We start from the raw sequence: 12,441 nt of genomic DNA, 5'->3' as shown, positions 1-12,441 counted from the left end.
ATTATATTTTTTTATTTTTTCTAGCTTCAATTTGAGCACATATTGAAAGAGCAATAGACTGATGATTGATACCACCAATATCAAATCCAACTGGAGCAAAGAATCTTTTTTCATTATGAAGACTGAATTGTTCACACTTTTTCTTCATATTTTTTTTATTACCTAGGATTCCAATATATTCAACATTTGAACTTAATAAAGCTTGTAAATATGTATCATCTGTTCTTGGACTATGACTTAGAATCACAGATGCATTATAAGAATTTAAATTCATATTTAAAATATCATCTAAATTTTCAAGTTTTATAAGCTCATCCGCTTCATTTACAAATTCTTCTCTCATTTTCATATCTATTACAGTAGTTTTCCAACCCATGATATTTGCAATTGAAATAAGTGAACTTACATGAGCTCCTGTTCCAAAAATCAATAAAGAATAAGGTTTACCAAATCTTTCCAAAGTATTATCTAGAAAATCATAATTATCTTCATAAAAAAATGAAGATAAAGAGTATATTGAAGTTCCATGACCACTAGTTTTATCTTTTGGTTTATTTTTATAAGTGATACTTTTCTTTGATTTAAAAAGTTCTTTTGATAGTTCAAAAAATTTTTCATGTAAAGCAGGACTTCCTAGAACACCTGTAAACTCACCTATCGAGTTTACAAGCATAATATTTCCAACTTTTGCATAACAGTGTCCAACTGTATTTGTTACACTTATTAATACAATATCAAGTTTTCTTCTTTTTGAATTATCTATAAAGTCCAAATACTCTTTACTAAAAAACACTTTTTATCCTATGTTTTTAATAGGGTAGTTCGTATACTTTTTACCTGTTGCATCAAATAGGGCATTTGCAACTGCTGCAAAAATAGGAGGAGTACCAACTTCTCCTATTCCACCTAATGTAGTATCACTTGAATTTATTATATTTATTTCAATTTCAGGAGCATCAGAAATTCTTGATACCTCATAATCATAGAAATTGCTTTGTTGAGGCATTCCTTCATTTAAAGTTATTTCACTATATTTAACTGCTGCTAATCCAAAATTAATACCACTTATCATTTGATTTTCTACATTTAATGGATTAAATGCAAAACCACAGTCAACTGTTGTCCACACTTTTTCTACTTTATAGTCATTTCCTATAATTCTAACCTTGGCAATCATCGCAGCAATGCTACCAAATGAAGGTACGAATGATACACCGTAACCTACATTTTTTTCTATTTTTCTATTTTTCCAGTTAGCTAGTTTTGCAACGTCCTCAAGTACATGAATATGTCTTAAGTCTGTTAACATATCTAATCTATACTCAATTGGATCTATTTTTGCTTCTTTTGCGGCAAAATCAATAATACCCTCTACCATAGGTCCAGATTGTGTATGACCAACTGATCTCCACCATTGTACTGAAATTGGAGACTCTGGAGTGATTGCTTGAAGGTTATGATTTTTTATATCATAAGGATGCGTTGATAATCCTTCCCATTGTGCCCAATCAACTCCATTCTTTTCTAAAAAGGAAAATGGTGTTCCAGCTACAACACTTTGCCCAACAACAGTAGCATCAAATGATGTGATTTTCCCTTCTTTATCTAAAGCTAACTTAGCTTTATTTTTATATAAAGGTCTATAATTACCCATTTTAATATCATCTTCTCTTGTCCATAAAGTCATTATAGGCCAAGCTTCACCTTTTGAAACTTGTGCTGCATCTAAAATATAATCAACGTTTTTAGCAGCACGTCTACCAAAACCACCACCTAGATAAGTATTATTATATGTTACATCTTTAGATTCAATACCTAACACTTTTGCAGTAACATCTCTATAAATTGATTGTAATTGTCCTCCTGTCCATACTTCAGCACTTCCATTTTTATCATGAACTACTGCATTAAGTGGCTCCATTGCAGCATGGGCTAAAAATGGTAAATTGTATTCTGCTTCAATAACTTTTGCAGCTTCCTTGAATGCTTTTTCACTATCACCATCTTTTCTCATAATGTTACCATTTTTATTTAATAGCTCTGAATAGTCTTTATCTAAAGTTTTACTGCTTACGTTTTTAAATGCACCTTCATCCCAAACAACATTTATATCATTAACTGCTTCTTTAGCAGTCCACCAATGTTCAGCAATAATAGCAATACCTGTTGAAATTTGCTTTACTTTTAAGATACCTTCTTTTTTAAGTGCTGAAGTTGCATCAAAGCTTTTAACCTTTGCACCAAAAATAGTTGGATGAATAACGACAGCATACTTCATGTTAGGAACTCTAATATCAATACCAAATTCAGCTTCACCTGTTACTTTGGCCCATGCTTCTTTTGGATGTCTTCTTGTAGGCTTACCAATAAGTTTACATTCATTTAATGGTTTGATTTTTGGATCAGTTGGGACTTTTACTGAAGCTAAATCTTCTACTAAGTCACCAAAATTAAAACTTTCTTTAGTTATTTTATTAATTACTTTTGAGTTTTCAGTTTTTACATTAAATTTTCTAACCTGCCACTTTTTAGCAGCCGCTTGTTTTAACATGATATTTAATGCAGCCCCTACCTTTCTAAGTCTATCATTGAATACTGTAATAGAAGATGAACCACCCGTAAGCATTGCAGGAATCCATGCATGATAATAAATTTCACTAGGTTTTGCTGCTTCAAATTCAATATCTTCCCATTTTACATCTAACTCTTCTGCTATACACATTGCTAAAGTTGTATATGTTCCCTGTCCCATTTCAGCTTGACCCATTAAAAAAGTGATCTTATTTTCTTTATCAATTCTTACAAATGCGTTTGGCTCTGATATTTTTGCTTCAGTTTGAATATCGGATGCTTTTGATTTAGTTGGTAAATAAAAACCAATAACAAAAGCACTTGATACGAAGGATGTTGTTTTTATAAATTCTCTTCTTTCCATTATATTACCTTTGATGCTTTTTTAATTGCTGTTTTGATTTTATTATATGTTCCACATCGACAAATATTACCGTCCATAGCTGCTACAATTTCTTCTTCTGTTGGATTTGGATTACTTTTAAGTAAACTTGCTGCATTCATTATTTGCCCTGGCTGACAGTATCCACATTGTGCTACATCTTCTTCTACCCATGCTTTTTGCAGATTTTTAACAATGTTATCTTCTTTATTTGATACCGTCGTTATTGATTTATTATCTGCCATACTAATAGGAGTTGAACATGATCTAATTGACTCATTGTCCAATAGCACAGTACAGGCTCCACATTGGGCCACACCACATCCGAATTTTGTATGTGTTAAATTTAAATGCTCTCTTAATACCCATAAAATAGGTTTATTTGGGTCAACATCAACTTTGTATTTTCTTCCATCAACTTTTAAATTGATCATTATTATTTCCTTAAATTTTTATTGTAAGTATCATATTATGCAGGTTTTTTAATGGAATATCAAAAGTTCCACATTGCATGTCAAGTTCTATAAATTAAACAATGTTGTTTATTTTTAGTTATTATTGGCTGTTAAAACATAAGTCCCTTCAAATACAGCACCACAGTTGCTATTATTGTCAAAGATATTAACCTTTAGAGTTATTCTTGAAAGCTTTTTTCTGTTATAGGTTTTTACAAACCTTTTAATTTCTTCTAGTTGTAATGATACATCACAAACAGCTTTCATATCAGTATTTATAGGTTTAGGATATGATATGGAACTATCAAAAATTAAGATATTTCCATCAAGATTATTCTCTTGTTGAATCATATAAACCATACCCCAGCCAGTAAGAACAGCTAGGTTATATAAACTTCCACCAAAAGCAGTATTAACATGATTAATATTTTCTTTTAAAGGTGCGAAGAGTTCAAGTTGATTATTATTAAACTCTTTGACTTTTATTTTAATTGATTGAGTAATAGGTATTTTTTTATCAAAAACACTTTGTAGCTCATCTATATTTGTATTCATTTTACAGATTATTCAAAGCCTCTATTATTTCAGAAGGCTCTGCTCTTTTTGTATAGTCTACATTTAAAAAAGCATATTTCACTTTTTTATCTTGGCCAATTACATAAGTAGCTGGAACTGGTAATTCGTAATTATCTTCTCCATAAATAGTTTCAAAATTTAATCCAAAACCATTTTTATATAAGTTTTCTAACTCAGGAGAAAATTTAAATACAAGTCCTAGTTTTTTTGCAACTCTATTTTCAATATCACTTAGAACTTCAAATTTTAAATGAAGTTTTTCTTGAAGAGATAAAGAATTGTCAGGAGTCTGAGGTGAAATAGCTATTAAACAAGCATGTTTGTTTTTAATTTCACTAAGCGCATTATTAAGTGCTTGTAATTCAAGATTACAATATGGACACCAAGCTCCTCTATAAAAACTTATTACAATAGGTTCCTTTTCTAAAACATTATATAAATCTAAATCCACTCCAAATGTATTTGGTAATTGAAAATTTGGTATTGTATCTCCTACATTTAACGCATTTTCAACAAATCCAGATAACTCTAAGTCTGCAGTTTCTTTATGCATTATTGATACTGGGTCTTGTCCAATACTTGATTCTATTCTACTTCTTGTCGCATCTAATTGTTCTTGTAAACTCATAGTTTATCCTTAGAAATTTTCTTTAATATGTTTTTTGAAATTCTCAATATCATTATCTCTATCTGCTTGTTTAAATACATCATACACAGCAAAAGAAGGTAGTTTTTGTAAACCACAAAATTGGAATGTTTTATGTAATAAAGCTGTTGATTGATCTAAGCTCATACCATCCATAAATTCACTTTCATCATTAAATGCTGATTCAGGTGCATTCCATGTTGTAGAAATCATATATTTTTTATCTGTTAATATTCCACCAGAACCATATTTTTTAGAAAGATCACTTCTTGTTCTTCCATCACCATTACTCATTGATCCTGATCCATAACCAATTAAAAATACTCTATCAATATAGGTTTTGAATGCACCTGGTACACTGAACCAATAAATTGGAGTTTGTACAAAAACCACGTCAGAGTCTAGAATTTTATTGTGTTCAGTCATCGGATCATAATCTTTTTGAACTTCTGTAACACTAACTTCATAGCCTTTAGATTCTAAAATCTCTTTTGTATATTCAATAAGAGAATTGTTTAATCTGTTTTGTCCTACACCTTCATATGTTTCATATCCGTTAATTAATAATGCTTTTTTCATTTTAATCCTTTTGATAATTTTAATAGTATAATAACACTAATGTTATATCTTGTAAATACATAATATTGCAATTTTATTGCCTATTTACACTTTAAATGTGATTTTATTCAAGGTAATCACTTACATCAACTGTTAAAATATATTTGAATGTAAGAAATACATATACAAACATACCAAACATCATCCCTACCAATGAATATTCAATTCTAGGCAAAAATGTACTTGCAAATGTAATACCAATACATATTGTTGTATTAATAATAATTTGCTTCTTCCAGATAGGGAATGCATGCATATATGGTATTTGTTTACCTAAGTAGAAAAAAGTTAATCCTATTACTGCCAACATTCCAAAGGTATGCTGATCAAGATCTTCTAAAATTGAATGTCTAATTAAATTTGCTAAGATTAATAATCCCATACACAAAAATAGATGCATATAAATTAATACATGTCCAGTATCTATTTTTTTTGCTTCTTCAAATTTATGATAACTATCAAAATAAATCCACCAAATGGCACATATAAGTATGAAACCACTTGTTGCACCTAATATGTCATATAGTTCCCAGCTTATACTTGATAAACTACTCACAATACTTATCATTGATTCACCTAAAATTATAATCGCTAAAAGTCCAAGTCTTTCAACAAGATGTGCTTTATCTACAGGCTTTTCTTTAAGTTTATCTTTTAATTTAAATTGCCAAAACATATCAAATAAGATTCCTGCATAGAAAAATAGAAATTTAAAATTTGAATCAATCAGCAATGAAGATAAACTAATTATTGCACCAATAATTGTGCCAACTGCAATATCTTTTGCAAAAGTAACTTCACTTTCATATTTTGAATGTACATTAAAATAAACAGCAGCCATAAAAAATCTGATTAAAACATAAACTATTACAAAATAAAGAAACTCTTTATCTAAACTATTTTTTGAAAAAGTTGCTAGAATAACTACTAACCCCATTAGTAGCAATGAAAATAGTCTATCTGCTCTATTATCACTATCAAATCTATTAGAATATAAAGTATGAGTCATCCAAATCCACCACATTGGTATAAAAACTAATGGGAAACGTAAAAGTTGTTCAAAACTTATATGTCCATGATGTGTATGTGCCAAATCATGTGTAACTATTCCAATTGCTGCAACGAAAACCAAATCAAAAAAAAGCTCTAGCCATGTTGCATGTCGTAAAGGCTGCTTATATAAAAATGCCATTTATCTCTCCCTATTTAATTTAAATTATGATATAATAACACTTTATTATGGTAAATTAAAGTAATAAAAACACATTTTTATTGCCTAAAAACACAAAAAAGGTCTTGAATGCAAAAAAACAAAGAAGAGCTACTTGAAAATTTATGTTTAGTGCATGGGTTAGAGAATAATCAAGGTTATGCTGATACTTTAATTAAGGATATAAAATTATTTAGAATATCATGCAATGAGGATATTTTACCACTTCTATATAATAGAGGATTCATTTTTATTGGAAGAGGAATGAAGAAAGGATATATAGCTGAGCGTGAGTTTATAAATACTCCAGATGATTACTTGATGATTACTTCTCCTCAACCTATAGAATGTGAAACCTGTATTTATGATGAACATTCAATGATTGGACTTTATGTTAACTTGGATATGAATAGATTAAGAAGAATTGTTTCAAAATATAATGAATTTTCCAAATATTCTGATACAAATAAAAAGGTTCCTTATAATGTTGTCTGCAATAAAAGAACAGATGAAATAACAGATGTCTTTTATAGATTATTAAAAATTCTTCAATCAGAACTTGACTCAAAAATGTTAGCATCTTCAATTTTAGATGAACTTTATTTTAGAATATTAGAAGATACAAGTGGTTATATTTTACAACAATTATGTGAACATGGGAGTTCATTTTCTAGAGTTTCAAAAGTTATTGAATTTATACATAAGAATTTAAAAGAAAAAATTTGTATTGAAGAAATGGCAGAACTTGCAGGAATGAGTCCAAATAATTTTCATAGAATATTTAAAGAAGCATTAAATGATACTCCAGTTCAATATATTAAAAAAGTAAGATTAAATAAAGCAAGACAATTAATTTTACATGAAAATATGAAAGCAGTTAAAGCAAGTGAAGAAGTAGGGTATGATTCCCCTACACAGTTTAATAGAGAGTTTAAAAGATATTTTGGTGCAAGTCCAGGGAAAGTTAAAGAATTAGGATATAGTGGCTTTTAAAAGTATGTAGTAATTAAATACTTGAATTAATTTTTAGGTTTTATAATAATTTCAAAAGTCTAAGGTTTCAAGTTATAAGAAATTTTTTAATTGAGTAATTAATCCACTTACTTTTAGATTAGTCTTTGTTAACGAAAAGTTTTTCTCAAAAACTCTTACTTTTAAATCAATTTTTACTAAAATCAAGCTTGTTCTAAAAAGAGTTGAATTTTTGAACATATGAAGTAGTCAAATTGACTACTTCTTTTTTGCTACATCTTTAATTGCTCTATAGATTGTATTACGTGCTTCATGAAATAGTTTAGATAATAAAGCAACAGACTTTCCTTTTTCATGCTGCTTATATATAGTATTCTTCTCTTTACTACTTAAAATAGCTTTTCTGCCAAACTGAACACCTTTTTTCTTTGTAGCTTCAATTCCTTCTCTAACACGTTCATTTATTAAATCACGTTCAAATTCTGCTATAGCACCTAACATTGTAAATAACAGTCTGCCTGCTGGAGATGTAGTATCAATATTTTGATGTAATACTTTTAGATTTACATCTTTATTTTGTAAAAACTTTGCAATATTATGAAGGTCTATTACAGACCTTGCTAATCTGTCAAGTTTTGTAATATAAAGTACATCACCTTCTCTAACAAAATCCATCATAATTTTAAACTGTTCACGATTTGATTCATTCTTTCCTGATTTTTTTTCAGAGAAAATCTTTTCACATCCAGAACTCTTGAGTTGATCAATTTGATTCTCAAGATTTTGACTTGAAGTTGAAACTCTTGCATAACCTACATTCATAATAAATCCTTTGTATTGAATTTACTATTTATCTCATATATTTGAAGGATTGTAAAGTGATGTCAATTTTTCTAAATGAACACTTTGTGAGATAATTATAATATATGAGTTAATTAACTATTGTCTAGTTTATAGGGACACTCCTAAGTTAAATATAATAATTAATAATGTATATTTTTATTTAAAATAAAAGGTGGTAATTATGTACAGAGTAATAGCTTTATTTATATTTTTAATGTTATTCAATAGTTTAAATGCAGATGACTCTTATCAAAATTGGGAGGGTAAATATTTTGCTATTGCCTATAATTATAATCATGGAAAAATCAATGATAAAACCAAAATATTTGATGGAAATTATTATACTGGAGATGATAATGCCTTAATTTCTTCCAAAGGACTTAAAGATATTTCAGAAAATATTCACGGAGCAACTATTTCTTTGGGCTATAACAAACAAAATGAAAGCCTAGTGTATGGAGTTGAATTAGATTTATCAATTGCAAATTATACATATGAAAACAACTCTGGAAATATAAGATATAATACACTTCCGGGGAGTACTTTTAACGTTAATACTAAAATTGAACATGATTGGATAACTAATTTACAAGCAAAAGTCGGTTATGCTCATAAGTCATCAATGTATTATTTAGTAGCTGGCCCATCACTCGCTAAAATTGATTATGAATTTATAAAATCAGATACTGCTTTCAATATAGATTTTAAGCAATCTAATAATGAATTAAAACTTGGGTGGAATGCAGGGTTAGGAATAGAACATAAGCTAAAAAATAATTGGGCAATAAAAATAGAGTATTTATATACAAACTTCTCTAATATAGGAAAAGATGTGAAGAACTTGTCTGGATATACTGCAAAATATACAAATGAATATGATTATGAAATTAATACTTTTACAATAGGTATTGTAAAACGTTTTTAAATAATCAATACAATTTTATAGTAATATATTAGGCATTAAATTATTATTACATAACTTTTGATTTTAAACATTATCAAGTATACCAGAAGTTCTAACTTTTATACTTCTATTTAAAGATATAATTTGTTCCAAAAAATGTTTAAGAAGTAGAAATTAGAAATTCTCTAAACTCTAAGGACTTTTTGAACAACAAAATCACTCTTTATGTTATAAATTTAAAGATTCATCTAATCTACTTTCAAATAATATTGCTAACTGTTAAATAGTTAAAGACTAAAAGAACTTCTAAATGAAAATAAAACAATTATATATCTATTATAAAAATCGAGTAATTCAAGAGTATGAGAATGATTCTCTTACAAATTCTTACGCTTGTAATGAATATATAGATGATCCAATAGCGTATACTTATAACTCTAATACCTATTACTATATTAAAGATAGACAAATACTCTATCCAAGCCATAACAGACTCTTTAGGAAATATTGTCGAGTCTTACTCTCATAATAGTTTAGGTATACTGACAATGAAAAATTCAAGCTCAAATGTTATTTTAAAACTCAATGTAAATAATACTATTACTTTTACAGGTAGAAGATATGACAGTGAGTCTGGATTGTATTATTATAGAAATAGAATGTATAGTCCTAACTTAGGAAGATTTATATCAAAAGACCCTAAGGGATATATAGATGGTATGAATTTGTATGCTTATGTTAAGAATAATCCATTAAGGTATCTTGATCCTATGGGGACTACGGCAAGTGAAAAGTTCACAGATCTTTATGGAAGTGGAACGGTATATTATAGTAGAAGTGGAAGAACAAGTGACTATAGAGTAGAGTATGATAATGAAGTTAGTGGATTTGGATACTCTTCAACTGTAGGAAACTATGAGTTTGGTGGTACAGAGAATGGGTATTACTATACAGATTCAAGATATGGAGGAAGTGAAACTTACCATCAGTTTGGTGAAAATGGTGAAGAGACTCTTTCTGAAACTTTTTATTCTTCTTCTATAGGGAATCAATCAGAAAACTTTTTTAGAGATAATATTGCTGGGCAATTAATATCAGAAACGGTAGGTAATCCAATTGCTGCTTTTAGTGAGAATAAAGTTAATCCCTTAAGTGGTTATTTATTAACGCCGAAAGAAGTAAAGGATAGTCAGTTTTTAACAGTGGTAGGAGCTTTAATACCTTCTGCAAGGACTACTGGTTTTATTGATGATTCTGTTAAGAGTGTTGATGATGTTGCTAAAAGTTTTAATAGAAGTGAAATAATAAGTGGTTTCCAAGATCATCATATTAATAGTTGGACAAATAAACATACTAAAAACCATGAGTTATTAGAAAAAGCTAATTTTAATCTTGATACAAGAGCGAATAAAATGTTTTTACCAACGGACTCATCCCTTCATCCGACAAGGTCAATTCATAGGGGGAGACACTTAGATTCTGTAAATAAAAACTTAGAAAGAGAAATGTCAACAGTACTAGAGTATGGAAAAGCAAATAATTGGAGTACAAGTCAATATAATGATGCTTTAAAAGCTATTATAAAAGAGGAAAGAAACTTATTAAAGTCTGGTGATAGAGCTTTAAACAAAATTCAAAGGCCATGGGCAGAGTAAAGGAGAAAAATGTATATTTGGGATTATTTTGAAGGCTATCCACATAAGCTAGTTGGAGAGTATGATAGAGAAAACTCTATTGATAGATTTATATTTAAGAGTGGTGATCGATTGGATTTAAAAGAAAAACCGATTGTTTTTATTGAAGGGACAAAGGAAGAAATATTAAAATATGATGATATTGAAAATAATGGAGGAGCATGGCTAAAAATAGTGTCTCCTAAATTAGTTTCGACTTTAGAAGAATATGCAAAAGATGATATTGAGTTTATTGATGTTATTTTAAGAACAGCAAATGGCGATATCACAGATTATAAAATAGTCCATATTCTAAATAAAGTAGAAGCTTTAAATGAAGCTGAATCAATTTTTTCTTATATAACAGGTTCAAATAATAGTGCAATAAGAGGATTTCGGAAGTTGAGACTTTATGATGATAAATTAAAGAATAATATAGCACTATTATCTGAGTATAGCTCTTTTATTTTAATTTCTAATGTTTTAAAAGAAAAAATTGAGAATTTTAGAGGGGTAGCAGTTTTTAAAGATAAAGAAATGGTTTTCTAAGTTTCAATCCAAAAATGTTCAGCTTAAATTAAAAAGTAAAAACGCAAGCTCAGAAATTGGGAAGGTCAGGTGATAACGATAACCTTATCAAGTACTTCTCCTAATTATCTTATTGACTGCTAGCTGAGATATACCGATTATTTTAGCAATTACATACTGAGAATATCCTTGCTCATATGACTCTAAAATATACTTATTTCTTGTTTGATTATCTGTAACTTCATCAAACAGTTTTTTTAGTTTTTCTGTATCTATTTTTTTCTCAATATCTGGTGCTTCCACTAAGCTTGAAGCTTTTATTAATTCTTTTAAATCTTCACTATCTATATCACAATCAAAAAAGCCTTCTATTTCATCGATATTTTGCCCATGTGTTTTTACTATCCATGAATTTTGCAAATATCGAGGTACTCTCTTCTTTAAAAAAATAGTAACTAGAACTATAAGGATAATATTCTATTTTGTCAACCATTTTTGCTTTTAATGGGTTTTGTTCAATATCTCTCATAAGTATATAAAGGTATGCTTCATTTGCCACATACCATGATTTAAATCTTCCTTGCCACAAATGTTCACTTCTTTTATACTTTTTATTAAAGTATATTGCGTATGTAGCATTTAAATATCTCATAAATTTTGAAAGATTTTCTTATTTTAATACAAATATTATTTCTTATCGTAGTTGTTTATTAATATCCCTATTTGTAGGAATAATCAATGGCAATGTTTTCAAGATGGATACTTAGCAGGTTTTTTTATGTTCAAGAATCAAAGATAATCATACCATTTACATTTATTTTACTTTTAGTTCATTTTTATATATTTGTTTTTCTTTGTAAAAAAGATAAAAAATATTGAATTAATGTTTATATCGGAATTTTGTGACAAATAAATTCAAAAATTATTATTTATATAAGATATTAGAATTTCAAAAATTTTTAAATTTATAATTAATATTCAATTATGATGTATATTTTAAGAATGGGTCTATTTATTTAATTTTCAAATAAATCAGGTATAAGATAGTTAGATAATTTACTAT

Annotated in this window: 14 protein-coding genes; 4 read left to right on the top strand and 10 right to left on the bottom strand. The window is 28.3% G+C overall.

The genetic code is table 11. The annotated features are described in order from the left end of the window. Position 1 precedes the first annotated feature (1 nt). The 7 genes from CRV02_RS12290 to CRV02_RS12260 form a co-directional block, all read right to left on the bottom strand. A complete protein-coding gene (locus tag CRV02_RS12290; RefSeq protein ID WP_129090564.1) occupies positions 2-793 on the bottom strand; it encodes an XdhC family protein in 792 nt (263 codons plus the stop codon). A gap of 3 nt (positions 794-796) precedes the next feature. Further along, entirely contained in the window at positions 797-2,935 is a 2,139-nt protein-coding gene (locus tag CRV02_RS12285) for a xanthine dehydrogenase family protein molybdopterin-binding subunit (RefSeq protein ID WP_129090563.1), read from the bottom strand. Beyond that, entirely contained in the window at positions 2,935-3,387 is a 453-nt protein-coding gene (locus CRV02_RS12280) for a (2Fe-2S)-binding protein (RefSeq protein ID WP_258239300.1), read from the bottom strand. The genes CRV02_RS12285 and CRV02_RS12280 overlap by 1 nt, the downstream gene beginning before the upstream one ends. A gap of 114 nt (positions 3,388-3,501) precedes the next feature. Further along, the gene (locus CRV02_RS12275; RefSeq protein ID WP_129090561.1) at positions 3,502-3,963 is read right to left on the bottom strand and encodes a YiiD C-terminal domain-containing protein; all 462 of its coding nucleotides are present in this window, start codon (positions 3,961-3,963) and stop codon (positions 3,502-3,504) included. Between the two features lies 1 nt (position 3,964). Then, positions 3,965-4,612: a peroxiredoxin-like family protein gene (locus CRV02_RS12270; RefSeq protein WP_129090560.1), complete on the bottom strand. Its 648-nt coding sequence runs from the start codon at positions 4,610-4,612 to the stop codon at positions 3,965-3,967. A gap of 9 nt (positions 4,613-4,621) precedes the next feature. Continuing rightward, a complete protein-coding gene (locus CRV02_RS12265; protein WP_129090559.1) occupies positions 4,622-5,209 on the bottom strand; it encodes an NAD(P)H-dependent oxidoreductase in 588 nt (195 codons plus the stop codon). Between the two features lie 103 nt (positions 5,210-5,312). Continuing rightward, on the bottom strand, positions 5,313-6,440 hold the full coding sequence (locus CRV02_RS12260; protein ID WP_129090558.1) for a low temperature requirement protein A: 1,128 nt from the start codon (positions 6,438-6,440) through the stop codon (positions 5,313-5,315). 108 nt (positions 6,441-6,548) lie between these two features. Here CRV02_RS12260 and CRV02_RS12255 point away from each other — a divergent pair, with 108 nt between their 5' ends. Then, entirely contained in the window at positions 6,549-7,451 is a 903-nt protein-coding gene (locus CRV02_RS12255; RefSeq protein WP_129090557.1) for an AraC family transcriptional regulator, read from the top strand. Between the two features lie 237 nt (positions 7,452-7,688). Here CRV02_RS12255 and CRV02_RS12250 read toward each other — a convergent pair whose 3' ends face one another. Then, positions 7,689-8,252, bottom strand: coding sequence for a recombinase family protein (locus CRV02_RS12250; protein ID WP_129090556.1), 564 nt, complete (start codon positions 8,250-8,252; stop codon positions 7,689-7,691). Positions 8,253-8,454: 202 nt separating this feature from the next. On the opposite strand from CRV02_RS12250, the gene CRV02_RS12245 reads away from it, so the two are divergent. The 3 genes from CRV02_RS12245 to CRV02_RS12235 all read left to right on the top strand — a co-directional run bounded on the left by CRV02_RS12245 (position 8,455) and on the right by CRV02_RS12235 (position 11,399). Beyond that, on the top strand, positions 8,455-9,198 hold the full coding sequence (locus CRV02_RS12245) for an outer membrane protein (protein ID WP_129090555.1): 744 nt from the start codon (positions 8,455-8,457) through the stop codon (positions 9,196-9,198). A 527-nt stretch (positions 9,199-9,725) separates the two neighbouring features. Beyond that, entirely contained in the window at positions 9,726-10,832 is a 1,107-nt protein-coding gene (locus CRV02_RS12240) for an RHS repeat-associated core domain-containing protein (protein WP_129090554.1), read from the top strand. Positions 10,833-10,841: 9 nt separating this feature from the next. Next, on the top strand, positions 10,842-11,399 hold the full coding sequence (locus CRV02_RS12235) for an imm11 family protein (RefSeq protein ID WP_129090553.1): 558 nt from the start codon (positions 10,842-10,844) through the stop codon (positions 11,397-11,399). 87 nt (positions 11,400-11,486) lie between these two features. Here CRV02_RS12235 and CRV02_RS12230 read toward each other — a convergent pair whose 3' ends face one another. Continuing rightward, a complete protein-coding gene (locus tag CRV02_RS12230) occupies positions 11,487-11,798 on the bottom strand; it encodes a hypothetical protein (RefSeq protein ID WP_129090552.1) in 312 nt (103 codons plus the stop codon). Continuing rightward, the gene (locus CRV02_RS12225) at positions 11,752-12,030 is read right to left on the bottom strand and encodes a hypothetical protein (RefSeq protein WP_129090551.1); all 279 of its coding nucleotides are present in this window, start codon (positions 12,028-12,030) and stop codon (positions 11,752-11,754) included. The genes CRV02_RS12230 and CRV02_RS12225 overlap by 47 nt, the downstream gene beginning before the upstream one ends. Between the last annotated feature and the right edge of the window lie 411 nt (positions 12,031-12,441).

Origin of the sequence: Arcobacter sp. CECT 8989, assembly GCF_004116715.1 — a bacterium.
Lineage (GTDB): Bacteria > Campylobacterota > Campylobacteria > Campylobacterales > Arcobacteraceae > Halarcobacter.
The sequence above is the reverse complement of the archived record's forward strand: the minus strand, read 5'-3'. Positions and strand labels throughout refer to the sequence as shown.

Excerpts from the sequence above, each read along its gene's own strand:
- CRV02_RS12285 (WP_129090563.1), bottom strand. The coding sequence starts at position 2,935 with ATGGAAAGAAGAGAATTTATAAAAACAACATCCTTCGTATCAAGTGCT.
- CRV02_RS12280 (WP_258239300.1), bottom strand. The coding sequence starts at position 3,387 with ATGATCAATTTAAAAGTTGATGGAAGAAAATACAAAGTTGATGTTGAC.
- CRV02_RS12275 (WP_129090561.1), bottom strand. The coding sequence starts at position 3,963 with ATGAATACAAATATAGATGAGCTACAAAGTGTTTTTGATAAAAAAATA.
- CRV02_RS12270 (WP_129090560.1), bottom strand. The coding sequence starts at position 4,612 with ATGAGTTTACAAGAACAATTAGATGCGACAAGAAGTAGAATAGAATCA.
- CRV02_RS12265 (WP_129090559.1), bottom strand. The coding sequence starts at position 5,209 with ATGAAAAAAGCATTATTAATTAACGGATATGAAACATATGAAGGTGTA.
- CRV02_RS12260 (WP_129090558.1), bottom strand. The coding sequence starts at position 6,440 with ATGGCATTTTTATATAAGCAGCCTTTACGACATGCAACATGGCTAGAG.
- CRV02_RS12255 (WP_129090557.1), top strand. The coding sequence starts at position 6,549 with ATGCAAAAAAACAAAGAAGAGCTACTTGAAAATTTATGTTTAGTGCAT.
- CRV02_RS12250 (WP_129090556.1), bottom strand. The coding sequence starts at position 8,252 with ATGAATGTAGGTTATGCAAGAGTTTCAACTTCAAGTCAAAATCTTGAG.
- CRV02_RS12245 (WP_129090555.1), top strand. The coding sequence starts at position 8,455 with ATGTACAGAGTAATAGCTTTATTTATATTTTTAATGTTATTCAATAGT.
- CRV02_RS12240 (WP_129090554.1), top strand. The coding sequence starts at position 9,726 with ATGAAAAATTCAAGCTCAAATGTTATTTTAAAACTCAATGTAAATAAT.
- CRV02_RS12235 (WP_129090553.1), top strand. The coding sequence starts at position 10,842 with ATGTATATTTGGGATTATTTTGAAGGCTATCCACATAAGCTAGTTGGA.
- CRV02_RS12225 (WP_129090551.1), bottom strand. The coding sequence starts at position 12,030 with ATGAGATATTTAAATGCTACATACGCAATATACTTTAATAAAAAGTAT.